This is a genomic window from Acidobacteriota bacterium, assembly GCA_033549365.1.
Lineage (GTDB): Bacteria > Acidobacteriota > Aminicenantia > Aminicenantales > Saccharicenantaceae > JAWSUF01.
Genome location: JAWSUF010000001.1, coordinates 390,629 through 413,224 on the forward strand (window position 1 = coordinate 390,629; position 22,596 = coordinate 413,224).

General features: G+C 58.5%; 21 protein-coding genes and 1 pseudogene. 5 read left to right on the forward strand and 17 right to left on the reverse strand.

Annotated features, from left to right (window positions below; all coding sequences use genetic code 11):
* Window positions 1–306: 306 nt before the first annotated feature.
* From ettA to SCM96_01840, 16 genes and pseudogenes are all read right to left on the reverse strand, one after another.
* Window positions 307–1,998, reverse strand: coding sequence for an energy-dependent translational throttle protein EttA (gene ettA, locus SCM96_01765; protein MDW7759347.1), 1,692 nt, complete (start codon window positions 1,996–1,998; stop codon window positions 307–309).
* Window positions 1,995–3,023, reverse strand: coding sequence for an AmmeMemoRadiSam system radical SAM enzyme (gene amrS / locus SCM96_01770; protein ID MDW7759348.1), 1,029 nt, complete (start codon window positions 3,021–3,023; stop codon window positions 1,995–1,997). Before amrS ends, ettA begins: the two co-directional genes overlap by 4 nt.
* Window positions 3,020–3,691 carry an endonuclease III gene (gene nth / locus SCM96_01775; protein MDW7759349.1) on the reverse strand — a complete coding sequence of 224 codons (672 nt, stop codon included), beginning with the start codon at window positions 3,689–3,691 and terminating at the stop codon, window positions 3,020–3,022. The genes amrS and nth overlap by 4 nt, the downstream gene beginning before the upstream one ends.
* 10 nt (window positions 3,692–3,701) lie before the next feature.
* A complete protein-coding gene (locus SCM96_01780; protein MDW7759350.1) occupies window positions 3,702–4,820 on the reverse strand; it encodes a site-2 protease family protein in 1,119 nt (372 codons plus the stop codon).
* Between the two features lie 42 nt (window positions 4,821–4,862).
* A complete protein-coding gene (locus SCM96_01785; protein ID MDW7759351.1) occupies window positions 4,863–5,372 on the reverse strand; it encodes a ferritin family protein in 510 nt (169 codons plus the stop codon).
* 11 nt (window positions 5,373–5,383) lie between these two features.
* Window positions 5,384–6,289: a quinolinate synthase NadA gene (gene nadA / locus SCM96_01790; protein ID MDW7759352.1), complete on the reverse strand. Its 906-nt coding sequence runs from the start codon at window positions 6,287–6,289 to the stop codon at window positions 5,384–5,386.
* A 236-nt stretch (window positions 6,290–6,525) separates the two neighbouring features.
* A pseudogene (gene nifU / locus SCM96_01795) lies at window positions 6,526–6,885 on the reverse strand (Fe-S cluster assembly scaffold protein NifU).
* Window positions 6,885–8,087, reverse strand: coding sequence for a cysteine desulfurase family protein (locus SCM96_01800; protein MDW7759353.1), 1,203 nt, complete (start codon window positions 8,085–8,087; stop codon window positions 6,885–6,887). Before SCM96_01800 ends, nifU begins: the two are co-directional and overlap by 1 nt.
* A gap of 18 nt (window positions 8,088–8,105) precedes the next feature.
* Complete coding sequence (locus SCM96_01805) at window positions 8,106–8,327, reverse strand: NifU family protein (protein ID MDW7759354.1); 222 nt, start codon at window positions 8,325–8,327, stop codon at window positions 8,106–8,108.
* Between the two features lie 270 nt (window positions 8,328–8,597).
* Window positions 8,598–8,924 carry a hypothetical protein gene (locus tag SCM96_01810; GenBank protein MDW7759355.1) on the reverse strand — a complete coding sequence of 109 codons (327 nt, stop codon included), beginning with the start codon at window positions 8,922–8,924 and terminating at the stop codon, window positions 8,598–8,600.
* A gap of 74 nt (window positions 8,925–8,998) precedes the next feature.
* Window positions 8,999–10,330, reverse strand: coding sequence for an adenylosuccinate synthase (locus tag SCM96_01815; GenBank protein ID MDW7759356.1), 1,332 nt, complete (start codon window positions 10,328–10,330; stop codon window positions 8,999–9,001).
* Window positions 10,331–10,427: 97 nt separating this feature from the next.
* Window positions 10,428–11,495, reverse strand: a complete 1,068-nt coding sequence (locus SCM96_01820; GenBank protein MDW7759357.1) for a hypothetical protein — start codon at window positions 11,493–11,495, stop codon at window positions 10,428–10,430.
* Window positions 11,447–12,649, reverse strand: coding sequence for an FAD-dependent oxidoreductase (locus SCM96_01825; GenBank protein MDW7759358.1), 1,203 nt, complete (start codon window positions 12,647–12,649; stop codon window positions 11,447–11,449). Before SCM96_01825 ends, SCM96_01820 begins: the two co-directional genes overlap by 49 nt.
* A gap of 49 nt (window positions 12,650–12,698) precedes the next feature.
* Window positions 12,699–12,860, reverse strand: coding sequence for a rubredoxin (locus SCM96_01830; protein ID MDW7759359.1), 162 nt, complete (start codon window positions 12,858–12,860; stop codon window positions 12,699–12,701).
* 39 nt (window positions 12,861–12,899) lie between these two features.
* Window positions 12,900–13,346, reverse strand: coding sequence for a ferritin family protein (locus tag SCM96_01835; protein ID MDW7759360.1), 447 nt, complete (start codon window positions 13,344–13,346; stop codon window positions 12,900–12,902).
* 97 nt (window positions 13,347–13,443) lie between these two features.
* Window positions 13,444–15,738: an ATP-dependent RecD-like DNA helicase gene (locus SCM96_01840; protein ID MDW7759361.1), complete on the reverse strand. Its 2,295-nt coding sequence runs from the start codon at window positions 15,736–15,738 to the stop codon at window positions 13,444–13,446.
* Between the two features lie 109 nt (window positions 15,739–15,847).
* On the opposite strand from SCM96_01840, the gene SCM96_01845 reads away from it, so the two are divergent.
* A complete protein-coding gene (locus tag SCM96_01845) occupies window positions 15,848–17,494 on the forward strand; it encodes a hypothetical protein (GenBank protein ID MDW7759362.1) in 1,647 nt (548 codons plus the stop codon).
* Between the two features lie 32 nt (window positions 17,495–17,526).
* Here SCM96_01845 and lepB read toward each other — a convergent pair whose 3' ends face one another.
* The gene (gene lepB, locus SCM96_01850) at window positions 17,527–18,228 is read right to left on the reverse strand and encodes a signal peptidase I (GenBank protein ID MDW7759363.1); all 702 of its coding nucleotides are present in this window, start codon (window positions 18,226–18,228) and stop codon (window positions 17,527–17,529) included.
* Window positions 18,229–18,459: 231 nt separating this feature from the next.
* Here lepB and SCM96_01855 point away from each other — a divergent pair, with 231 nt between their 5' ends.
* Genes SCM96_01855 through secD form a run of 4 tightly spaced genes read left to right on the forward strand, consistent with a single transcriptional unit; the run spans window position 18,460 to window position 22,594 of the window.
* Complete coding sequence (locus SCM96_01855; protein ID MDW7759364.1) at window positions 18,460–19,533, forward strand: DUF933 domain-containing protein; 1,074 nt, start codon at window positions 18,460–18,462, stop codon at window positions 19,531–19,533.
* On the forward strand, window positions 19,530–20,660 hold the full coding sequence (tgt, locus tag SCM96_01860; GenBank protein MDW7759365.1) for a tRNA guanosine(34) transglycosylase Tgt: 1,131 nt from the start codon (window positions 19,530–19,532) through the stop codon (window positions 20,658–20,660). The genes SCM96_01855 and tgt overlap by 4 nt, the downstream gene beginning before the upstream one ends.
* Window positions 20,657–20,998, forward strand: coding sequence for a preprotein translocase subunit YajC (gene yajC / locus SCM96_01865; GenBank protein ID MDW7759366.1), 342 nt, complete (start codon window positions 20,657–20,659; stop codon window positions 20,996–20,998). The genes tgt and yajC overlap by 4 nt, the downstream gene beginning before the upstream one ends.
* Window positions 20,999–21,046: 48 nt before the next feature.
* The gene (secD, locus tag SCM96_01870; GenBank protein MDW7759367.1) at window positions 21,047–22,594 is read left to right on the forward strand and encodes a protein translocase subunit SecD; all 1,548 of its coding nucleotides are present in this window, start codon (window positions 21,047–21,049) and stop codon (window positions 22,592–22,594) included.
* Window positions 22,595–22,596: the final 2 nt, after the last annotated feature.

Genomic DNA, 22,596 nt, shown 5'->3' on the forward strand with positions numbered 1-22,596 from the left:
CCGAGGCTGTGCGCGGGTCGAGATTGCATGCTGCGTCGGCTTCCGCTCTTTGGGCTCGGGTGAATCCCTTCACAAGACGTGTCCGGGCCCCGGCGAGTCCCGCCCACTCCGGCTCCGGGTCTCGCTCTCCTCGACCTTCAGTCTCGGATCCATGCCCGCTCGACCCTCCGACGGCTTGCTCCGGGATCCCCCCTGCGCCCCGCGGAATCCTCCTTGTGAGCACATAAAGGTGCGACGATGCCGGAATGGTGAGATCGGCACGCCCGAAGGGTGAAAACACAGCATTTTCACGCACAGTCTCGGCCTTCATCGTTTGAGGATTTTGTATTGATGCCGATGCGGCTGATCCGCCGCCACCCCTCGGCGGCGCCGAAGATCCTCGTGATACTCCGAGTAATTGCCGGTGATCCAGACCAGCCCGCCGTCTTCCTCGAAGGCCAGGATGTGGGAGGCGACGCGGTCGAGAAACCAACGGTCGTGGCTGACGACGACAACACAACCGGCGAAACTCAAGAGAGCGTCCTCCAGGGCCCGCAGAGTGTTGACATCAAGATCATTGGTGGGTTCATCGAGAAGAAGAACATTGGCCCCTTCGGACAGCGCCTTGGCCAAGTGAACACGATTCCGCTCCCCTCCCGAAAGCGCATCGACCTTCTTCTGCTGATCCGATCCGCCGAAACCGAACGACGCGCAATAAGCCCGTGAGTTGAGTTCCCGGCCGCCGATCATCAGCACCGGGGCGTCTCCCGTGATCTCCTCGAACACCGTCTTGGCCGGATCGAGACTTCTCGACTGGTCCGCATAAGCCGTCTTGACCGTCTCGCCGATCCGCACGCGGCCGCCGTCGGGTTTTTCCAATCCGACAATCATCCTGAGCAGGGTCGTCTTTCCGGCCCCGTTGGGACCGATTATTCCGACGATCGAACCCGGCGGGAAACCGACGGTCAGGCTTTCAATCAGCAACCGGTCTCCGTAGGCTTTGGAAACATCCTCGAATTCGACAACCACATCCCCCAGGCGCGGACCGGGCGGAATCGGAATTTCCTGTTCGTCCCGGACCTTTTCGTATTCCCGGCTGAGGAGCTCTTCGTAAGCGGTGACGCGGGCCTTGCCTTTCGCCTGGCGGGCTTTGGGTGACTGCCGAATCCACTCCAGCTCGCGGGCCAGAGTTTTGAGACGCCGCGATTCGGATTTTTCTTCCAGGGCGAGCCGGGCGCTTTTCTGTTCGAGCCAGGACGAATAATTGCCCTTCCAGGGAATGCCGCGGCCGCGATCAAGCTCCAGGATCCAGCCCGCCACATTGTCCAGGAAATAGCGGTCATGGGTGACGGCGATGACCGTGCCCTTGTATTTCTGGAGATGGCGTTCGAGCCAGGCCACGGACTCAGCGTCCAGGTGATTCGTCGGCTCGTCGAGAAGCAGAATGTCGGGTTCCATGAGAAGCAGACGCGTCAGTGCGACACGGCGGCGTTCCCCGCCGGACAGGACGGAGACGGACGTGTCGGGCGGAGGACAACGCAGCGCTTCCATGGCGATGTCAAGGTGGTTGTCGAGATTCCAGGCGTCCAACCGTTCAATCTCCTCGATCAGCTTGGCCTGTTCGGCCACCAGCACATCGATATCGGCGTCCGGCGTGTCGAATCCGGCATTGACGGCGTCGTAACGGGCCAGGAGGTCGACGACGGGCTGCACGCCCTCGCGCACCGTCGCGATGACGGTTTTCCCGGAATCGAGAGCCGGCTCCTGCTCCAGCATGCCGACCGAATAGCCCTTGGTTGCCGCGATCTCCCCGATATATTCCTGATCGAGGCCGGCGATGATGCGGAGGAGAGTCGATTTTCCCGCGCCGTTCAAGCCGAGAACACCGATCTTGGCACCGTAGTAGAAACCGAGCGAGATGTCGCGAAGGACATGCCGATTGGGCGGGTGGATGCGTCCGACACCGACCATGGAATAAATGACCTGGGTCTCGGAAGCGGGTGGCGTTTTTTGGCTCATTTCTCAAATTCCTTGAAGACTCCGGAAACCGGGGTCCGGCAGTCGGGGCAGAGACCGTCCCGGAGCCGCAAGGACAGCACCCGGAAACCCCGCCGCGCGACGAGGGTCGTCCCGCAGGCGTGACACAGGGTGTCCTCTCCCTCGCCCGGAACATTCCCTATATAAATATAGCGCAAACCGGCCGCTTGACCCAAGACCCGGGCCCGGCGAAGAACGGAATGAGGGGTCGGCGGCGAATCGTTGTAGACATAATCCGGATGATAACGGCTGACATGCCAGGGGATGCCCGGATCGATCCCGGCGATGAAACCGGCGATCCGTCGGAGCTCCTCCTCCGAGTCGTTGAGCCCCGGAACGACAAGCGTCGTAATCTCGATCCAGATCCCCAGCCTGAAAAGGTGACGGATGGTTTCACAGACGGGGTCCAGACGGGCGCCGCAGATCTTTTTGTACGTCCGGTCATCGAAAAACTTGAGGTCGACATTGGCGGCGTCAAGCCAAGTCGCGGCATCCTCCAGGACTTCCGGGGTCTGGTAACCGTTGGTGACAAAAACATTCCCCAGTCTGCGTTCGCGGGCCAGCCGCCCCATATCGCGGGCATATTCATAGAAGATCGTCGGCTCGGTATAAGTGTAGGAGAGGCTTTTGCAGCCATGAACTTCGGCCTCCCGGACGGCGTCTTCCGGGGCCAGGGGAAAGGCCTTTGGATCTCCCGGACTTCCCTTTTTGGTCGCTTGGGAAATCCGCCAATTCTGGCAGAAAGAGCAGCGGAAATTGCAGCCGGCGGCCGCCAGCGACAGAGAGGTCGTACCGGGCAGATAATGGAACAAAGGTTTTTTTTCGATGGGGTCGATATGGGCGGCAACGGCCTCACCGTAGGCCCGTGTCATCAATCGGCCCGCGTCGTTTTTCCGGACACCGCAGATTCCCGTTTTGCCGGGGGCCACAAGACAGCGGTGAGCACACAGAAAACAGGAAACACGGCCTCCTTCGAGGCTCTTCCAGAAGCCGGCCCCCCGAATCACGGCCGCTTTTCCCCGAAAAGCTTTCGTTCCGCGGCCGCTCCGGCGGAAGGACAAAGGTCCCGAAGCGGACACTCGGGACATCGCGGCTTGCGAGCCGGGCAGATTTCGCGGCCGAATTCGACAACCATGAAGTTGAAGTCCAACCAGTCCTTTTCGGGAATGAGAGCCATGAGGTCCCGCTCGATCCCGTCGGGATTCTTCCGGGCGCTCAAGCCGAGACGGCCGGCGATGCGGCGGACGTGAGTATCCACGGCAATCCCCTCGGACCGGGCGAAGGCCGCCGAAAGGACAATATTGGCCGTTTTGCGGGCCACTCCCGGAAGAGTCAAAAGGTCGGTCATGGTCCCGGGCACACGGCCGCCGAAACGTTCGACGACGACTCGGGCCGATCCGACGATATGTTTGGCTTTGTTTCTGAAAAAACCGGCCGGGCGGATCATCCGCTCGAGCTCTTCCCGGTCGGCGGAGGCGAAGGCTTCGATTGTCGGATATCTTCGAAAAAGAGCAGGCGTCAGCGTGTTGACGCGTTCGTCCGTACACTGCGCCGCGAGGATGGTGGCGACAAGGATCTGGAACGGCGTCTCGAATCCCAGGGCCGTCCGGCTTTGCGGATAGCGCCGCCTCAGACGGGAGACGATCGTGGCGACGGCATCCGGGGAATGTTCCACGACCCGGCCTTCACATCCCGAGTTCGGATCGGAGCTGGATGGTCTTGAGAAGATCGTTCCGGCAGACGATGCCGGCGACCCGCCCATGTTCGACGACGGGAATTTGGTGAACGTTCAGACCGGCCAGTTTTTCAAGGACCTTGCTCCCTTCCGTATCGGGACCGACGGATTCCAGCTTGTCTTTCGGGGTCATGACGCTTCGAACATCGGACTCGGCCCATGTCTCCCGCGCCGCCCGTTTGACATCTTCAAGGCAGACAATCCCCTCGAGCTCCTCGCCGTCGACGACCAGGAAAACCCTCTCTTTGCGCTTGAGGATGTAATCGTCGACCAGCGACTGAAGAGGCAGCCGGGAACTCACCGTGGCGAAGTCGGAGGTCATGAGGTCCCGGGCCTTCAGCCCATCAAGAGCCGAGGTGATGCGAACCTGTTCGTAGCTCCGGGCCGCGGCGCTGTGAAGAAACCATCCGATAAAGATCAGCCAGAGACCGCCGAAATTGGCCCGCAGAAACTGGAGAATGCCGATGAAAATCAGGAAAAAGGCGAATCCCTGTCCGGTCAGGGAGGCGATGCGGGTCGCCTTCTTCAGATCCCCCGTGATTTTCCAGATGATGGACCGAAAGACGCGGCCGCCGTCCATGGGGAAACCGGGCATCATATTGAAAACGGCCAGGGCGGTGTTGATGATGGCCAGATAGCGGACCGAAGCCCCGATGGGGACGCTCAGGGCCATGAGAGGCCCGGAGAGAAGGAAAAATCCGGCCGCCAAAGCCAAGCTGGAAAGGGGGCCGACGACGGCCATGGAAAACTCCTTGCCGGGCTCCTTGGGTTCTCCGCTGATCTGAGCGACGCCGCCGAGAATGAAGAGCGTGATATTCTTGACGCTTTCGCCGTTGCGAATGGCGACCAGGGAATGGGACAGTTCATGGATCAAAACGGAAACAAAGACCATGAGGCTGGTCAGGGCGCCTACGGCCCAGTACAGGCCCGGCGGCCAGCCGGGAAAGCTTCGGGGAAAGTAGTTTCCCGCAAGAGACCATGTAAAGAGAATGAAAATCAAAACCCAGCTCGAGTCGACCTGGATGTCGATTCCGAAAATGCGGCCGACCCGCCAACTGTGTCGAAACATCGGATTCTCCTTTCCCCCCTCCCGTCCGGGACGCCGGCCGGCTCAGGGTCCGATATGAAAGAGATCCTGGCCGAGGTGAAAGTCCTGAACTTTGTAGGAGTCCGGAAACTGGCGCAGGAGATCGATTTCCGACCGGATGATGGCCTGATGGCTCCGTTCGACACGACCGAGGTAGGAGAGAAGATTGCGGGACAGATCGTCGTCGAGGCTCCGCGCGGCCTTGTTGTAGAAGGCCTCGGCTTCTTTCTCCGCGGTCAGGGCGGCCTTGAAGAGATCGAAAACGGACGGCTTCGGACCGACCGAGGCCTGAATGGGAGGCATCAGGGCTTTTTTCGGCGCATCGGCCTTTCGGCCGCGGAAACGCTGGGAAAAAAGCTTTTCCAGGATTTTCTTGTGCTTGAGTTCCTCGAAAATCAGAAAATCCAGTTTCTGCAGAAGCACCTCGTTTTTGACCTTGGTCCGGAGTTTTCTATAAAAAGCCGCGGCGTCGATTTCAGAATGGATGGCCACGGCCAGGACCTGATGGGGTTGAAGTTTGATGTTTGCGTTCATGAAATCCTCCTTCAAACGGCCAGCATGGCGTCAATGGCGCCCCGGGCCCGGGCGGCGATATCGGCCGGGACAACAACGCGCCCATCCATGCTTTCCAGGGAACGACAGACTTTTTCGAGCATCGTCTTTTTCATGTTGGAACACAGCGACGCGTCAGAGGCCGGAAAAAAATTCTTGTCCGGGTTTTCCTTCTTCAGCCGGTGGACGAGGCCCGCCTCGGTGGCCAGGATGACCGTCGTCGCCTTCGTGACCCGGGCTTCCGCGACCATTTTTCCCGTGGAAAAGATGCGGTCGGCGGCATCGAGAACGTCGGCCGGGCACTCGGGATGAGCCCAGACCTCGGCTCCGGGATGAAGCCGTTTTTTCCCGCGGATGTCCGCCGCGCTCAAGCGATGGTGAACATAACAATAGCCGTCCCAGGCCCGGATCGTCTTGCCCGTCTCGCGGGCCACATAAGCGGCCAGGTTCTTGTCCGGAACGAACAGAATTTCGTCGTCCGGGATGGATTCGACGATTTGAACGGCGTTGGACGACGTGCAGCAGACATCGGATTCGGCCTTGACTTCGGCCGACGTGTTGATATAGCAGACGACTTTTCTCCCGGGATATCGGGCTTTCCAATTGCGAAGCTCTCCGGCGGTGATCATGTCCGCCATCGGACATCCCGCGGTCCCATCCGGCAGAAGAACGGTCTTGTCCGGAGCCAGCATGGCGGCCGTCTCGGCCATGAAATGGACGCCGCAGAACACGATGACGTCCTGGGACAGTCCGGCGGCCTTGCGGCTGAGTTCGAGAGAGTCGCCGACGAAGTCGGCGATGTCCTGGACCTCGCCGATCTGATAGTTGTGGGCCAGGATGACCGCGTTCCGGCGCGCTTTGAGGTCGAGGATCCGGTCTTCGAGGCCCGGGGCGTTCATCCGGCCTCGGATCCCTCGTTTTTTTTCATGGGAGCGCCGCAGGTGACGCACGTCTCCGACCCCGCCTTGCTCAATCCGCCGCAGGCCGGACAGTCCTCGAATTCCAATTGGCAGGCCCGGCAGAATTCCTTTTTCCCGTGATCCAGCTGACCCTCGCAGAAGGGACACGTGCATTCCTCATCATGGTGGTGATCGTCCAGCGGTTTCGGCTCGGGTTCGGTGTATCCCGGCGCTTGGCGGCGGCGGTAATCTTCGATCGCGGCATGAAGGGCGTCGGCCCCGAGGTTCGAGCAATGCATTTTATTTTTCGGGAGACCCCCAAGTTCCTCGGCCACCGTGTCGTTGGTGATGGCCATGGCTTCGTCGAGGGTCCGACCCATGGCCATTTCGCTGACCATGCTGCTCACGGCGATGGCGGCGCCGCATCCGAACGTCTGAAACTTGACGTCGGACACACGGCTGTCCTTGACCTTGATGGAAAACCTCATCATATCGCCGCAGACGGGGTTGCCGACCTGGCCGACTCCGTCGGCGTCGGCGATCGTTCCGACGTTACGGGGATTCTGAAAATGATCCATGACTTTTTCGCTGTACATTATGACCGCCTTTCCTCGATGTATCGGGCATAGAGAGGGGACATGGCCCTCAGTTTTTCGACAATGGGAGGGAAAACCTTCATGAGATGATCGATATCGCCGTCGTCCGCGCCGTCGATAAGACTGAAGATCAGGGACCCCTGAGCCAGGGCATGATCAAGACCCATGGCCATCAGCACCTGGGAGACCTTCAGCGACTTCGAGGCGCATGCGGATCCGCTCGAGGCCGCCACTCCGGCGAAATCCAGGCTGAGAAGCATGGCCTCGCCCTCGACGAATTCCACACAGAAACTGGCATGATGAGGAAGCCGGTGTTCGGGATGGCCGGTGACGATCGTCCGGGGAATGCGTTCCGGTATTTCCGCCAGCATGCGGTTTCTCAGCTTCACCATCGCTGCGGTCCGGCGTTCCATCTCCGCCGCCGCGATTTCCGCGGCACGGCCCAGGCCCGCGAGGGCGGCGACGTTTTCCGTGCCCGAACGCCGGCCGTTTTCCTGGATTCCGCCTTCGATCAGAGGGACGAGACGGACGCCTTCGGCCAGATAGAGAGCGGCCGCGCCCTTGGGTCCGTAAAACTGATCGGCGGCCAGGCTCAGGGCGCCGGCGCCGATCTTTCGGACATCCAACGGGATGTTACCGGCCGCGGCGACGGCGTCGGTGTGAAAAAGGATTCCGCGGTCCCGGCAAACGGCGGCGATGTCCTCGACGGGCTGAATCGTTCCGACTTCGCTGCTTGCGGTCTGGATGGAAACGAGAACCGTGTCGTCCGTCAGGGCTTCGGCAACGGCCGCAGGATCGATCCGGGCTTGGCGATCGACGGGAACATGGGCGATGGAATAGCCGTATCGCGAAAGATGGGCGGCGGCCCGCAGAACGGACACATGCTCCACGGCGGAAACGACAATCCGCTTTTTCTTGGCTCCTCCGGCCAAGCTCAGACCCTTGACGGCCAGAACATTGGCTTCGGATCCGGAAGCCGTAAAGACGATCCGGTCGGCGCCGGCCCCGATCAATGCGGCGGTTTTTTCCCTGGCTTCATCGACCGCGGCGCGCGCTTCCCGGCCGAGGGCATGAAGACTCTGGGGATTTCCGAAGCGGTCTTCCAGAAAGGGACGCATGGCCTCCCGGGCCTCCGGATGGAGCGGGGTCGCCGCAATATGATCCAGATAAACCCGTTTCATGTCTTCGGACAGCGTCCTCATCTCTCCTTATCGGAAACGTCAGACCGAAACGACGCTCTTGACTTCGGGAACATCCTTTTTGAGCTGACGCTCAATGCCCATCTTCAAGGTCATCTGGGACATCGGGCAGCCGCCGCAGGCTCCGGTCAATCTCACCTTGACAATGCCGTCGGCCTCGACATCCACGAGTTCCACATCTCCACCGTCGGCTTGGAGAGCCGGACGGATCTTGTTCAATGCCGCTTCAATTCTTTCTCTCATCCGTTAACTCCTTGAGGACTTCTGAAAATTCCTTACAGATTATACGCCCGAACCGCCCGAAAAATCAACCATTCTTATAATTCTTATGTAATCAATAAAAATTAAATCACGGCAATCCGAGTGCGGATTGTCCGCAAGAGAAATGGGGTATCGGTCCAGGCCGCGATCAATAACAGGCCTGATTGTCCCGCCGGACAAAAAGGGACATCATCTTCGGAGACATCCCAACCCTTATTCAGAATGAAAAGGGCGGTCGACCGATTGAATCGGCTACTTGGTTTTTTTGGCGGCCGGTTTCTTTGCCGCGACTTTTTTCACGACCTTCTTGACTGCGGCTTTCTTGGGCGCAACCTTCTTGACGGCTTTCTTCACGGCAGCCTTCTTGGGCACAGCTTTCTTGACAGCCTTCTTGACGGCGGCTTTCTTGGGCGCAACCTTTTTGACGGCTTTCTTCACGGTTTTCTTTTGCATGTTCTCCCCGCAACAAATAAAAAGATGCTCCTCCGCGCAACCGCAGAGGGGATTGATAACGGCATAGGATCCGCAAATCCGGCATTCATAATCCGGAACGGCTCCCGCCTTTTTGGACATCGCCATGAATCCCTCCTCTTTCATTTTTACCTAACTTCTATCACCCCGAATACCCGAAGTCAACCCCGGAAACATTTTTTTTAATCTGCAAATGCGGCCAGCACTTTGTCGACATCCATGAGGCCCTCGAGTTTTTCCCGCAGAAACAGCGTGTCTTTTCTCTCGACCCCGGTGGAAACCACACCGACGGGCGTCTCAATGAGATCCTCGATGCGACGGACATAATCCCTGAACGGCCGGGAAAATTCGTCCGGAGTTTTCGCGGACTTCAAAGAATCCGACCATCCCGGACAGGACTCATAGACAGGAACCACGCGATCGAGAATCCAGGATTCCGCCGGGAATGTTTTCAAGAGATCTCCGCGATACTTGTAACCCGTGCAGACGAGAATCTCCCCCAGGCCTTCCAGAACGTCGGGTTTGGTCAGGGCGATTCCGTCGATCCCGTTGAGCCGGCAGGCATAGCGGACGGCCACGGCATCGAACCATCCGCAGCGGCGGGGCCGGCCCGTCGTCGCTCCGAACTCATCGCCGCGCGCCGCGATGGCTTTGCCTCTCGCGTCGTCGATTTCCGTGGGAAACGGCCCGCCCCCGACGCGCGTGGAATAGGCCTTGGCGATGCCCAACACGCCATGGAGGTGTTTCGGCGAAATGCCGAGTCCGGTGCAAACCCCCCCCGCCGTGGGATTCGACGACGTGACGAACGGATAGGTTCCGTGATCGATATCCAGCATCGTGCCCTGGGCGCCTTCGAAAAGCACGGATCGGCCCTGCGCCATTCCGTCTTCCAAAAGAGAAGACACATCGCGGATATAGGGTGCCAGCCGCAAAACACGAGGCGCCAGCTCGGCTTCAATTTTCTTGGGATCGATCGGAGGCAACCCATAGGCTTCGAACACCCTGTTTTTGACTTCGGCATAAGCCCCGATTTTTTCGGATAAAACGGCCGGCTCCAGAAGATCTCCGGCCCGGATGCCCCATCGGCCGGCTTTATCTTCGTAGGCCGGTCCGATCCCGCGCCCTGTTGTCCCGATCTTATCCTCACCCCGGAGGTCTTCGACCGCGGTTTCTCCGAGGGGATGATACGGCATGATGATATGCGCCTTGCGGCTGACCGCGATCCGCGAACCGTCCACGGAGATTCCCAGGCTCCGGAGATCGTCGATTTCTTTGAGAAAGGCCTCCGGTGAAACCACGACGCCGTTTCCGATGAGACAGAGAGTCCCGTCTCGCAGGATTCCGGACGGCAAAAGATGAAGAACGATTTTCCTGCCGTTGACATAGACCGTATGCCCGGCGTTGTGGCCGCCCTGGTATCGGGCGACGATATCGAATGCCGGAGTCAAAAGATCGACGATCTTTCCCTTGCCCTCATCCCCCCATTGTGTGCCCAGGACGAGCAGATTGGCCATGGCGATCCTTCTTTCTTATGTATCTTTGGGTGCCCCGATCCGGGATCCCGCGGGAGGAAGCCGGGAAGCGGCATTGTATCAAATCGTCCTCCGGGACTCAAGGCGCGAAAACGGCCGCGGCCTGAAGGCGCAAAACATGATCTTTCCGGGAGAGTCCATTGTCCGCGTTGAGGGAATATTCTCCCTTGAGCAGCAACCCCGGTGCCGGAATCCACCGCAAACCGAAGGTCCATCCCCGGAGTTCGGTGTCTTCGCCGTATGCGGCGCTTCGGGAAGGCATCAGGGTCGAGGGAAAGGCGATATTTTCCATCCTGACGGCCTGGTAACCCACCACGGGCTGCAAGCTTCCCGGCGTCCAGATCAGAACGACGAAAAATCCTTCGCTCTTGCCCTGATCCTCCGGCAAAGGCAGGTCAAACCGCCCCCGCGTATATTCCCCGCGGATTTCCCAATCCGGGGTTTTCCAGGCCGCATCCAGCCCCTCCATCCGGTAGCTTTTTTCCTGCGCTTCGTCGGAGAGTCCCGCGGCATAAGAGAGCCCGATTTCCATTCCCTGGGATAAAAAGGCTCCGATCCGTCCGCCCCAGGCTTTGTGCGCATTGTTGTCCGTGAATTGCCGGTTCAGCACACCCTCTTCATCCATGGCCAGTCCATTGCCGAAGTTGACGGCGTAGGAGAAGATGCCCCATCGACCCTCGGCTGCGGCTCCCAGATCGCGCCAGTTTTCCGGATACAGAACCGCCAGATTCAGGGGAATCCCGACAAACGGATTCTCGTGAGGCCGCGACCTTTCATTGAACCGGCCGAAAGGGACAAGGTGGAGTCCGAGCTTCAGGCGCAGTGCGGCCGAAAAATCCATCCGCACATAGGCTTGTTTCCATTCGAAACGGCCTTCGTCTCTCCCATGGACTTCAACAAGAAATCCCGCCCGGGAGGAGGACGGACCGGCGATCCGGAAGCCTCCCTGAAGCCCATGAAAACGACCGCCTTCCGGAAAACGGGTCCCCGCCGGCTGGAGATACTCATAAGCCAGGTATCCGCCGAAGTCGATCTCCGGCGTCTCGGAGGCCGGGGCAGGCTGGCCGGATAGTCCGGCCGCGCAGAATCCCCAGAGCGTCAGACCACAGAGAAGTCGAAGGCGTCGTCGAGCAATTCGTTTTTCCATTTTTTCACAGAAGCTTTCCGGGCGGCCAATTTGGCGATTTCAGCCGCCCCTTTCCGCGTCCCCATCCAGACCGCTCCGGCCACGGTGTCGTCCCGGATCAGGATCTTCTTGTAGATCCCCTCCTCCGGCCGTTCACGGAAGAAAACCTCATCCCGATCCGATTCGGGTTCGACGGCGCCGACGGATGTCACCGCCAGGCCGACGACTTTGAGGGTTGTGAACGGAACGGTTCCTTCATACTTTTTTTCGATGCCGAGCATGTTGTGAGCGGCGACCCGGGCCTGTTCGAAGGCCGCCGGGATGATGCCGTAGCTCCGACCGGAATGTTCGGCCACATCGCCCGCGGCGTAGACACCGGGGGCGCCGGTCATCAGCGTGTCGTCGACAACCACGCCCTTGCGGGTTTTGAGGCCCGCCGCCGCTGCCGGTTCGATGCGGGGACAGACGCCCGAAGCCGCGATCACGATGTCGGAGGCGTACTCCCGTCCGTCCTTCAGCTTCAGCCGCAATTCGGTTGCATCGGCGCGAATCTCTTCCGTGACGGCCCCGAGATGAACATCGATGCCCATTTTGGCGATGCGATCCGAAAGAATGCGGGAGCCTCGATCGTCGAGCTGGCGCGGCAACAGGCGTTCGAAAAATTCGATCACCCGGACGGACGCTCCGCTCTCACCGAGAGCCCGGGCGATTTCCAATCCGAGCAATCCGCCGCCGATGACCGCGACCCGGCCGCCGCCCTCAAGCCGTTTTTGGATCTCCAGAGCGTCATCCAGGGTCCTGAGGACATACACATCCGGTCCATCCGCGCCTTTGATCGGAGGGATCGCGGCCCGCGCCCCATTGGCCAGAAGGAGCACATCGCATGGGACGATTTCCCCTCCGTCGGTTTCCACGGCCGGACCCCCGGGATGAACGGCCTTCAGGGAAACCCCGAGTCGCATATCGATCGTCATGCGTTCCGCCCAATCCGCAGGAAAAGCAAAAAGCTTTTCAAAGGGCAAACGCCCGGCAAGAAATTCGACCAGGTTCGGGCGGGGATAATACGGGTGTTTTTCCTCGGCAAAGACAATGATTTCGGACTCGGCGTCAAGTTCCCGAATGGTTTTCGCGGCGATCGTCCCGGCCAGGCCGTTTCCGACAACGACAGCCCTCATCGCGGCACGCCCGCCTTAGAGATCGTCATCTCCGATCCGTTGAATCGGATCAGTCGATCTGCTGGAACAGGTCCTTGCCGACTCCGCACTGGGGGCAGACCCAATCTTCCGGCAGATCGGCAAAGGCCGTACCGGCCGGCACATCATTTTCCGGGTCTCCGACTTCGGGATCATAAATATAACCGCAAGCCGTGCATTCCCATTTTTCCACGATAACCTCCTTCACCGGAAATGGATTTTGAGGCGCGAATCAGTTTTCGGCCAGAAAATGCTTGTCGTATTCGTCTTCCAGGATTTTCTTATGCTGCAACTCCTGGTCTCTTAAAAACGTGAAGATGCTGCGGATTTCGGGGTTCCGGGCTCCGGCGGCCATGGCCTCATAAAAATCCGCGGCCTGACGTTCTTTCCGGGCGGCAAAGATCATAAGCTCCTGGAGGGTCATATCGGGACGAAAAGGTTCTTCATCCAGTACATCGGTCATGCCCACAGCCTCAGGGATAGGATTTGCAGAAGGGAAAATATCCTCGGCGGAAAGGCTGAGAAGCTTCTCCTTGTGGTGAAGTTCCTGCTTGACCAATTCCTCAAGAAGACTTTTCAGCGACGGCGAGGCGGCCTGGTCCTTCATCAGGCCGTAAACACGGGCCGCTTCTTCTTCTCTTTCAACAGCCAGGGCCAGAATACTCTCGCGATCATTCATTCTCTTCTCCCATTTGGACCATTTCCGGTCGAAAGGATTTGCCGGCGCCGAAGGCGGCCGTCGGAGCGCGTTCATTATAAAGCATCCTCGTCCCCTGTCAATCCGAATGGGCCGGTTTTCCCCCTTTCATCGCCGTCAGTTTTTCTTTGAGCCGCGCGTTTCTGTTGACGGGTTTATCATTCTTGATGGCGATGTGAAGGGCTTTCGCGGACCCGACGACGACGCTCAAGGATTTGGCCCGGGTCAAAGCCGTGTAGAACAAGTTGCGCTGGAGCATGATGAAGTGCTGGGTCAAAAGAGGAAGCACGACAGCCTGATATTCGCTGCCCTGGGCCTTGTGAACGGAAATCGCATAGGCCAGAACCAGATCATCGGCCTCGTCTTTTTCATAAACCACCGTGCGGCCGTCAAAAAGAACACAGATCCTCGCCTTGGCGCCGTCGATATGAACAATGGTCCCGATGTCTCCGTTATAGATGTCCTTTTCGTAATCGTTGCGAATCTGCATGACTTTGTCCCGGACGCGGAACTCCCGCCCCCCCAAACGCAGGCCCACCGGTCCGGGATTGAGACTCGCCTGGAGTTCCCTGTTGAGATTGTCCACGCCCACCCGACCTTTATACATCGGGCTGATGACCTGAATTCCGGTCGACAGCGGAGGCAGGTTGAGACGGCGCGGGATGCTGAACCGGCACATCGTCATGATGGTCTGGAAGGCCTTGTCCTCCTCCTCTCTTCGGATGAAATAAAAATCGGATTCCCGATCCTCCCGCGGCGGATAGATGAGAGGCCGGCCCTGGTTGACGCGATGAGCGTTCAACACAAGGTAGCTTTCCCTGTCCTGGCGGAAGATCTGGTCCAGCCTCACGACGTCGGCGATTCCGGAGTCGATGACATCCCCGAAAACGCGGCCGGGACCGACGGAGGGAATCTGGTCTTTGTCTCCGACGAAGACCAGACGCATGGCCGGAGGCACGGCCTTCAGAAGGTGGTGCATCATGAGAAGATCCACCATGGAAAATTCGTCCACGATGAGAACATCGGCCTCGAGAGGATGGCGGTCGTTCCGTTTGAAAACACCTTCCTTGGGCCGGAATTCCAGTGTCCGGTGAAGGGTTTTCGCATCTTTCCCGGAAGTCTCAGCCAGCCTGCGGGCGGCTCGGCCCGTGGGGGCCGCCATGAGCACCGTTTTGCCCCATTTTTGGAAGATCTCCGCCACAGCCCGGATAATGGTCGTTTTTCCCGTGCCGGGACCGCCGGTGATAATCAGGACTTTTTTTTCGACGGCGGATCGAATCGCCGATTTCTGAAGTGCCGACAGTTTGAGGCCGAGACGCCCCTCGGCTTCATCAAGGGCGGCGGACACATCGAAATCCGGCGCGACGCACAGACTCCGGCTCAAAACTTTCAGGCGGCGGGCGACCTCATTTTCAGCCAGGTGAAGTTGGGGAAGGTAAAGCGCCTCATCGCTTTCCGTTTTCTCCCGGACCACCTTGTTCTCCAAAATCAAGGCTTCCAGAGCTCTCGCAAAAATCTCCCGGCCCAGGCCGAGATCGCCCGAGACCGCTTCAGCGACCGAAGACGCCGGGAAAAACACATGGCCCTCCTCGGCGCATTTTTCCAGGATATGGAGAATGTAGGCCTTGACGCGTTCCGGGGATGACGGATCGATCCCAAGCTTGAGAGCGATGGCATCGGCCGTCTTGAAGCCGATGCCCCAGATGTCCTGGGACATCCGGTAGGGATTGTTTTTGAGCACGTGAAACGCCTTGTCTCCGTAATGGCGATGGATCTTCACGGCCAGGCCCGTCGAGACGGCATGATCCTGGAGAAAAAGAATCAGGTCCCGGATCTCGCTGTGGCCTTCCCAGGATTTCAGGATTTCACGAAGCTTGGCCGGTCCGATTCCCTCCACCTCTCTCAGCCTTTGAGGTTCGGCATTGAGAACGTCCATGGTGCGATCTCCGAATGTCTCGACGATCTTGCGGGCCAGGACCGGACCGACTCCCTTCACCAGCCCCGAGGAAAGAAATCGCTCCATTCCCGCCGCCGAGGCCGGCAGAGCCATCACAAACCGATCCACCCGGAACTGCCGTCCGAAACGGGAGTTGGTTTCCCATCGGCCGCTGACTCGAAGGCTTTCACCCGGAGAAAACGGCGGCAGAAAGCCGACAAGCGTGACGGCGGCGCCGTCTTCGGTTTTGAAGCGGCAGACGGAATACCCGTTCTCGGGATTGTAGAAAACGATTTTCTCGATCGCCCCTTCCAGAGATTCACAGGATTCCGGCCTCAATGCCGGTTCCTGTGGAGACGGGTCCCGGGACGGAAAACCGGGCAAGGCGCCGGGTTGTGGATGTTTTCTGGCGGGGCGCTTCATGGACGTTGTGTTCATCTTATCCGTTTGACCGCCGAGGGTCAATCCGGAACGATCGCCACGGCCCTGTCCCCGGACCTCGATTGACGGGTTGGGATAATCATGGTAGATTGAGGTGCTAATAACCGTGAAATTCCTCAAGGTCCTTTCCAATTCCCTGCTGAGCGCGGTCTACCTGGCCTGGCTTCTGGCCCTGTTGGTCCTGACGGTCAATATCAATGCCCGGGCCGACCTTTCCGAACTGATCCTTCTGGTGATGTCTTTGGCCGTCGTCTACGGGCCTCCGATCCTCATTGTTTGTGCCATCGCCTTTTTTTCCCTCCAGTTTTTTTCCGGAAGACATTTCCGGATCCGTTTTGTCTCTCCGTCATTCCTGGCCGTCAGTTTTTCCGTCATCACGTTCCTGTTTCTCTTCGTTTTCCGACAGAACATCAAGTACTTCGATGCGTTTTTCGACGGAAGGACGCTTCCTCTCATCGTTTTCCAGGCTGTTCTGCTTCTTGTCTGGGCCGTCCTGGCGCCGGCGGCCTTTTTCCTCTTCCATCGAACCGGGAAAAAATCCCTGGTTTTCATCGCCGCTTTTATTCTGTTCGCAGGCGTCGTCTTTGGAGTCGCCAAAGCCCGGATGAGCTTCCCGGAAATCATGGAATCCACCACGTCGGCCTCCATTCCGGCGAGAAAGATCGAAAAAAATATTCATGTCCTCGGCTTCGAAGGCATGAGCTTCGACTTTTTGATTCCGCTCATGTCGGAGGGAAAACTGCCCAATTTTTCCTGGCTGGCGGAGAACGGCGCCTGGGGAAAACTCGAGGGTTTTTCTCCCAATGAATCGTTCGTTCTCAACACCTCCTTCAATACGGGTAAGTTGCCGTCCAAACACCGCCAGCTCTCCCTCTTCGATTACACCCTGACCTGGAGCCCCCTGAAATTTGATGTCGTTCCCCGCTTCATGTTCATCCGCCAGTTGTCCCGAATCGGCTATCTCCAAACAGCGCGCCGCGAGCCCGCACCCGTCGTCACCGACATCTGGCGGATTCTCGAGGACAACGGATCGGCTTATCTCCGGAGAGACCGGCAGGCCGGTGAATGCCCGGCGCCGACCGAAAGGGCCGAAAAAGGCTTCGACCACTTTCTCCAGGACGAGTCGGCCGCAGGCAGCTATTTTCACGACCAAGCCCGGAAGGCTTTTTTTTGTGATTGGGATTATGAGGAGAAAGCCTTCGCGGACAGAGCCCAGATCCAACCGACGCTGTCCCACATCCTCCTCGGCGGTCTCAACACCGTCCAATCCATTTTTTATAAATACAGTTTTCCCGATCTTTTCGGCAATATCCCTCAAGAGGACATCAACCGGCACGGGAGCATGATCGAAAGATACTATGCCTTTTGCGATCAAATCGTGGGGAAATACTTGGCTTCGCTCAAGGACGAGGAAATTCTCGTGGTTTATTCCCCTTTCGGAGTCGAACCCCTTCCCCTCTGGAAAAGATTCGTGGAGGGACTTCAAGGCAACTCCGAAATCTCGGCCCACCATGAGGATGCGCCGGAGGGTGTGGTCTTTTTCTATGGGAAAGGCATCCGCAAGGGCCGGACGGTGGAGGGCATGAATATCGTCGATATCGCCCCGACTCTGCTGTATTGCTTCGGCCTGCCCGTCGGAAAAGACATGGACGGCATCGTGATCAGCGAGATTTTTTTACGCGATTACACGGCGGAAAACCCCGTGTTCTACATATCGTCTTATGAGGAAATCGCCGTCAGCCCGGCCCGTTGAGCCCATCCCGGCCCTGAAGCCGGACCGGATCATCAGTGGATGGTTCGAAGCATCCTGTTCCATCGCGCCTGGGGCAGGAAGCTGAGAAACTTCCGCATCCTGTCGCGGAATCCGGTCTTCTGCCAGGCATCCTGCTCGGCTCGATAGGAAAAATAAATGATCCAGGGCTTTCCTTTGATATAGTCGAGAGGTAGAAATCCCCAATAGCGGCTGTCGGCACTGTTGTCGCGATTGTCGCCCATCACAAAACAATGGCCGGGAGGAACGACGACGGGACCGAAATTGTCCCGGATGGCGTCGTCGTAATGAAAATAGCTGTTGCGGGTGATGACCTGGGAGTCGTTGTGAACTTTGTAAGCTTCATCCAGCGGAACATCGTTGATCAGCACCGCCTTATCGGCGATTTCGACTTTTTCCCCCTCGAGGGCGACCACGCGTTTGACGAAGTCCTTGGTCAATTCTCTCGGGTATTTAAAAACGACGATATCGCCCCGGCCGACGGGGCGGCGCGGCAGGACGGCCGCCTCCAGCGCGGACCGCGGTTCCGCATAAGCCAATTTGTTGACAAGCAGAAAATCCCCGATCAGAAGAGTCGGCTCCATGGATCCCGTGGGAATTTGGAAAGCCTGGACGACGAAGGTCATGACAAAAAAAACGAAAACGGCCGTTTCGGCGATGAGTTCGAAATATTCGCGAAAAACGCCTTTCTCGCGGGGCTTTTTTTCTTTCTTCATGCGAATCCTCAACTAAAAGGAGATACTATAGCCAAAAACACACGGCACATCAATACCGTTTCACAAGACTCCTCGCGGAAATCCAAAGGTGTGACGAAATCGATGCGGTGAGATCGGCTCGCCCGAAGGGTTAAAAAGCCGGGGATTGGAAAAAGAAAATTAAACCCCGGCTTTTTAACGCACAATCCCGGGGGGTTGACAGGGGGGGTGGGATGACGGATAAAAGACAGCGTGAACATCACGCTCTTCGGCTATCCCCAAACCGGAAAATCCACCCTTTTCCGGCTTCTCGGGGGGCCTCAGGACGCGGAGCCCTCGACCGCCGAAAGCCGGAAAGACGTCCATATCCGGATCCTCCGTCTGCCGGATGACCGCCTGGATGGAATCGCCGCACTCCATCCGGACAAAAAGACGATTCCGGCGGCTGTTGGAATCGTCGATCTGGCGGGAATCTCGCTCGGAGAGGTCAAGACCAGTCTTTATCTCGACCATCTCCGCAAGGCCGACGGATTGGTCCATGTCGTTCGAGCCTTCCGCGACCCCAGGGTTCCTTCGCCGTCCGGAAAGATCGATCCCGCGGCCGATCTGAAGACGATGGAGGAGGAGCTCATTCTGAGCGACCTGCTCATGACGGAGAATCGCGTCGCGAGACTGGAGGCCGACCTCAAGAAAAGGAAATCGCCCGACGAGGAAAAGGAGAAGGAGATCCTGGAGCGTCTCCGTCCCCTTCTCGAAAGCGGCCGGGGCGTTAGAGGGGCGGAACTCGCGCCCCATGAAGAGAAAGCCCTGCGGGGATTCGCTTTTCTGAGCCGGAAAAACATCATGCCCATGATCAATCTCGACGAGAAAGACCTGCCATACCTGAACCGGCCGAAGGACCTTCCGGCCTTTTCGGAATATCCCGGATCGCTTTCGGCTTTCTGCGGCCGCATCGAAGAGGAAATCATGAGCCTTGACGATCAGGAAAAGGCCCTTTTCCGGGAAAGTTTCGGCATCGACGTTCCCGGCGCCGAAGCTTTTCTCCGGCGCATCCCCGATCTTCTGGATGTGGTGACGTTTTTCACAATCGGAAAAGATGAAGTCCGGGCCTGGATGATCTCCCAAGGAAAATCGGCCCGACAAGCCGCGGGCGTTGTCCACACGGATATGGAAAAGGGATTCATCCGCGCGGAAGTCGTCCCCTGCGGAGATCTTCTGGCCCGCGGTTCCATGGCCGGCGTCCGGGAAGCCGGCAGCCTCCGGCTCGAGGGAAAAGACTACATCGTCCGGGACGGCGACATCCTGCAAATCCGGTTCACCTCATGAACGGCACTTTCCGCATCCTCGCCGAAGACTCCGATTCGCGGGCTCGGGCGGGCCTTCTCCGGACCGCTCATGGAGATGTCGAGACCCCGGCTTTCATGCCGGTGGCCAGTCAGGGCTCTGTCAAATCCCTGACCCGGGCCCAGCTCGAGGAACTCGGCGCAGAGATCCTGCTCGTCAACGGCTACCATCTTTTCCTGAGACCGGGTGTGGATGTTGTCAGGGACCTGGGAGGAATCCACGCCTTTATGTCCTGGCCGAAACCAATCCTCTCGGACAGCGGCGGTTTCCAGATCTACAGCCTCTCGCCGCTCGCCAAAATCACGGAAAACGGCGTCCGATTCGCCTCTCACATCGACGGGACCAAGTTTTTCCTGACTCCCGAGGAGATCGTGGATATCCAGGCCGGCCTCGGAACCGATATCATGATGTGCCTGGATCATTTCCCCGCCTACCCCTATTCCCGGGAGGCCATGGAAAAATCCGTGGCCTTGACAACGCTGTGGGCCGGCCGATCAAGAAAACACTGGGAAACCCTCGGCGAACCCGGACAATTGTGGGCCATCAGTCAGGGCGGCGTTTTCGCCGACCTCCGGCGCCGTTCGATCGAGGAACTGCTGGCTCTCGGTTTCCCGGGATATGCCTACGGCGGCCTGGGCATCGGGGAGCCCAAGTCGCAGCTTTTCGAAATCCTCGAACAGGGCGATACTCTTTTGCCCCGGGACAAACCGCGCTACCTCATGGGGATGGGTTACATCGAGGACGTCGTTCAGGCGGTGGCCCGGGGTGTGGATATCTTTGACTGCGTTCTGCCCACCCGGAACGCCCGCAACGGAACGTTATTTATCAGCCGCGGACGGATGGCCATCAAGAACATCAAGTACGCGGATGACGCCCGGCCCATCGACGAAAACTGCGGCTGTTACACATGCCGCAACTTTTCCCGGGCCTATCTGCGCCATCTTCTCGTCCGGCAGGAGATGTCCTCCGCCGTGCTGAACACCATCCACAACCTTCATTATTATCTTGACATCTTCAGCAAAATCCGGCAATCTATTTTATCGAGTTCGTTTCCGTCGCTGCTCGAAAGCCTGATGGAAAATTGCACCGTGAAGGAAGAAAAGCAATGATGTTCTCAACGCCTCTTATGGCCGCTCCCGGCGCCGGCTCGGCCGGAGCCCCCCAGGGCAGCATGTTCGGAGCCCTGCTTCCGTTCATTCTGGTCTTCGCCATTTTTTATCTTCTGATCATCCTCCCCTCCCGGAAAAAACAGAAAAAGCACCAGGAAATGGTGGAAAACCTGAAACCGGGCGACCGCGTCGTCACATCCGGGGGGATCTTCGGAACGGTCATGGGAGTCCAACAGGACCGGATCGAACTCAAGATCGCGACCAATGTCAAGATCGACATCACCAAGAGCGCCGTGGGCGCCATTATCGGCCCCACAGACAAACCGAGCAAGGAATAGTCCCGGCGGACACTCCAAGCCATTCTCGACAGGTAAGCGCGGGGAAACATGAAAAAAGGTTTGAAATGGAAAGTCATTCTGACCGTCGGAGTCATCGCTCTGGCCGTCTTTCTAGCCACTCCGCCCAAGGAAAAGATCCGTCTGGGTCTTGACCTTCGGGGAGGCCTCCATCTCGTCCTCCAGGTCGTCACCGACGATGCCCTGAATATCGAGACCGATCAGGAGATCGCCCGGTTCCAGGACCTTTTGACAAAAAAAGAACTGCCCTTCGGGATGATCACACGGACCCAGCCCGGCGAATTAAAGGTTCAGGACATCGACACCGACCGGCTGGGACAAATTCGTGACCTTCTCGACGACGACTTCCGGAATTGGGATTACAGCGTCGTCGGACGCACCTTGACGGTGTCCCTGAAGCCTCAGGTCAAAGTTCAATTGCGCGATATGTCCGTCAGTCAGGCTCTGGAGACCATCCGGAACCGGGTCGACCAGTTCGGCGTCGCCGAGCCGACCATTCAGCGGCAGGGCCTGGGCGGCGAAGGAATCATCGTCGAGCTTCCCGGCGTCGACAACCCCGAGCGAGTCCTCGACCTCATCAAGACGACCGCGCTTCTCGAATGGAAACTGGTGCTGGCCGGACCGGCCGCCGACGAAGAAAGTCTTCTCAGGGAATACGGCGGGGTCGTTCCCGACGACGCCGTCGTCATCCGGGGCGATCCCCGGCGCCGGGCCGAGGGATATTACCTCCTCAGCCGGGTATCGACCGTCACCGGAAAAGACCTGAGAAATGCCCGCCGGTCCGTCGACGAATGGAACAACCCTGCTGTATCCTTCTCCCTGAACGCCGACGGGGCGCGCCGTTTCGAACGCACGACGGGAGAAAACATCGGCAAGCAACTGGCCATCGTTCTGGACGGAAAGGTCCAATCCGCTCCCGTCATCAACGCCCGCATCTCCGGAGAAGGCATCATTCAGGGGACATTCACCATCGAGGAAGCTGAAGATCTATCGCTGGTTCTCCGGGCCGGTGCTCTGCCCGCCTCGATCAACATCGCGGAAAACCGGACCATCGGGCCGTCCCTCGGCGCGGATTCCGTGCGCAGGGGGCTGATGGCGTCTCTCGTCGCTCTTCTCATGGTCATCATCTTCATGGTGGTCTATTACCGGCAGTCCGGGATCAACGCCGTTGTCGCCCTCGTCCTGAACATCATTCTGCTGGCCGGCGCCCTCGCTTATTTCAAGGCCACCCTGACTCTGCCCGGAATCGCCGGCATCATCCTGGTCATCGGCATGGCCGTCGACGCCAACGTTCTCATCTTCGAGAGAATCCGGGAGGAATTGACTTCCGGAAAGAGTGTGCCCGCCGCAATCTCCCTGGGCTTCTCCCGGGCCTTCTCGGCCATTCTCGACGCCAACGTCACGACCATCATCGCAGCCGTCTTCCTGTTCCAATTCGGAACCGGGCCGATCAAAGGCTACGCCGTCACCCTGATCATCGGCATTACGGCCAGCATGTTCACGGCCGTCTTCGTCTCCCACCTCATTTTCGATCTGACGGTCACATCCAAGAAAAACATCAAAAAGATGAGCATCTGACC

What these genes read in the sequence shown, in the direction of transcription:
- ettA (MDW7759347.1), bottom strand. Translation starts at nt 1,998, where the DNA reads ATGAGCCAAAAAACGCCACCCGCTTCCGAGACCCAGGTCATTTATTCC.
- SCM96_01780 (MDW7759350.1), bottom strand. Translation starts at nt 4,820, where the DNA reads ATGTTTCGACACAGTTGGCGGGTCGGCCGCATTTTCGGAATCGACATC.
- SCM96_01785 (MDW7759351.1), bottom strand. Translation starts at nt 5,372, where the DNA reads ATGAACGCAAACATCAAACTTCAACCCCATCAGGTCCTGGCCGTGGCC.
- nadA (MDW7759352.1), bottom strand. Translation starts at nt 6,289, where the DNA reads ATGAACGCCCCGGGCCTCGAAGACCGGATCCTCGACCTCAAAGCGCGC.
- SCM96_01800 (MDW7759353.1), bottom strand. Translation starts at nt 8,087, where the DNA reads ATGAGGACGCTGTCCGAAGACATGAAACGGGTTTATCTGGATCATATT.
- SCM96_01805 (MDW7759354.1), bottom strand. Translation starts at nt 8,327, where the DNA reads ATGAGAGAAAGAATTGAAGCGGCATTGAACAAGATCCGTCCGGCTCTC.
- SCM96_01810 (MDW7759355.1), bottom strand. Translation starts at nt 8,924, where the DNA reads ATGGCGATGTCCAAAAAGGCGGGAGCCGTTCCGGATTATGAATGCCGG.
- SCM96_01815 (MDW7759356.1), bottom strand. Translation starts at nt 10,330, where the DNA reads ATGGCCAATCTGCTCGTCCTGGGCACACAATGGGGGGATGAGGGCAAG.
- SCM96_01820 (MDW7759357.1), bottom strand. Translation starts at nt 11,495, where the DNA reads ATGGAAAAACGAATTGCTCGACGACGCCTTCGACTTCTCTGTGGTCTG.
- SCM96_01825 (MDW7759358.1), bottom strand. Translation starts at nt 12,649, where the DNA reads ATGAGGGCTGTCGTTGTCGGAAACGGCCTGGCCGGGACGATCGCCGCG.
- SCM96_01835 (MDW7759360.1), bottom strand. Translation starts at nt 13,346, where the DNA reads ATGAATGATCGCGAGAGTATTCTGGCCCTGGCTGTTGAAAGAGAAGAA.
- SCM96_01840 (MDW7759361.1), bottom strand. Translation starts at nt 15,738, where the DNA reads ATGAACACAACGTCCATGAAGCGCCCCGCCAGAAAACATCCACAACCC.
- lepB (MDW7759363.1), bottom strand. Translation starts at nt 18,228, where the DNA reads ATGAAGAAAGAAAAAAAGCCCCGCGAGAAAGGCGTTTTTCGCGAATAT.
- tgt (MDW7759365.1), top strand. Translation starts at nt 19,530, where the DNA reads ATGAACGGCACTTTCCGCATCCTCGCCGAAGACTCCGATTCGCGGGCT.
- yajC (MDW7759366.1), top strand. Translation starts at nt 20,657, where the DNA reads ATGATGTTCTCAACGCCTCTTATGGCCGCTCCCGGCGCCGGCTCGGCC.
- secD (MDW7759367.1), top strand. Translation starts at nt 21,047, where the DNA reads ATGAAAAAAGGTTTGAAATGGAAAGTCATTCTGACCGTCGGAGTCATC.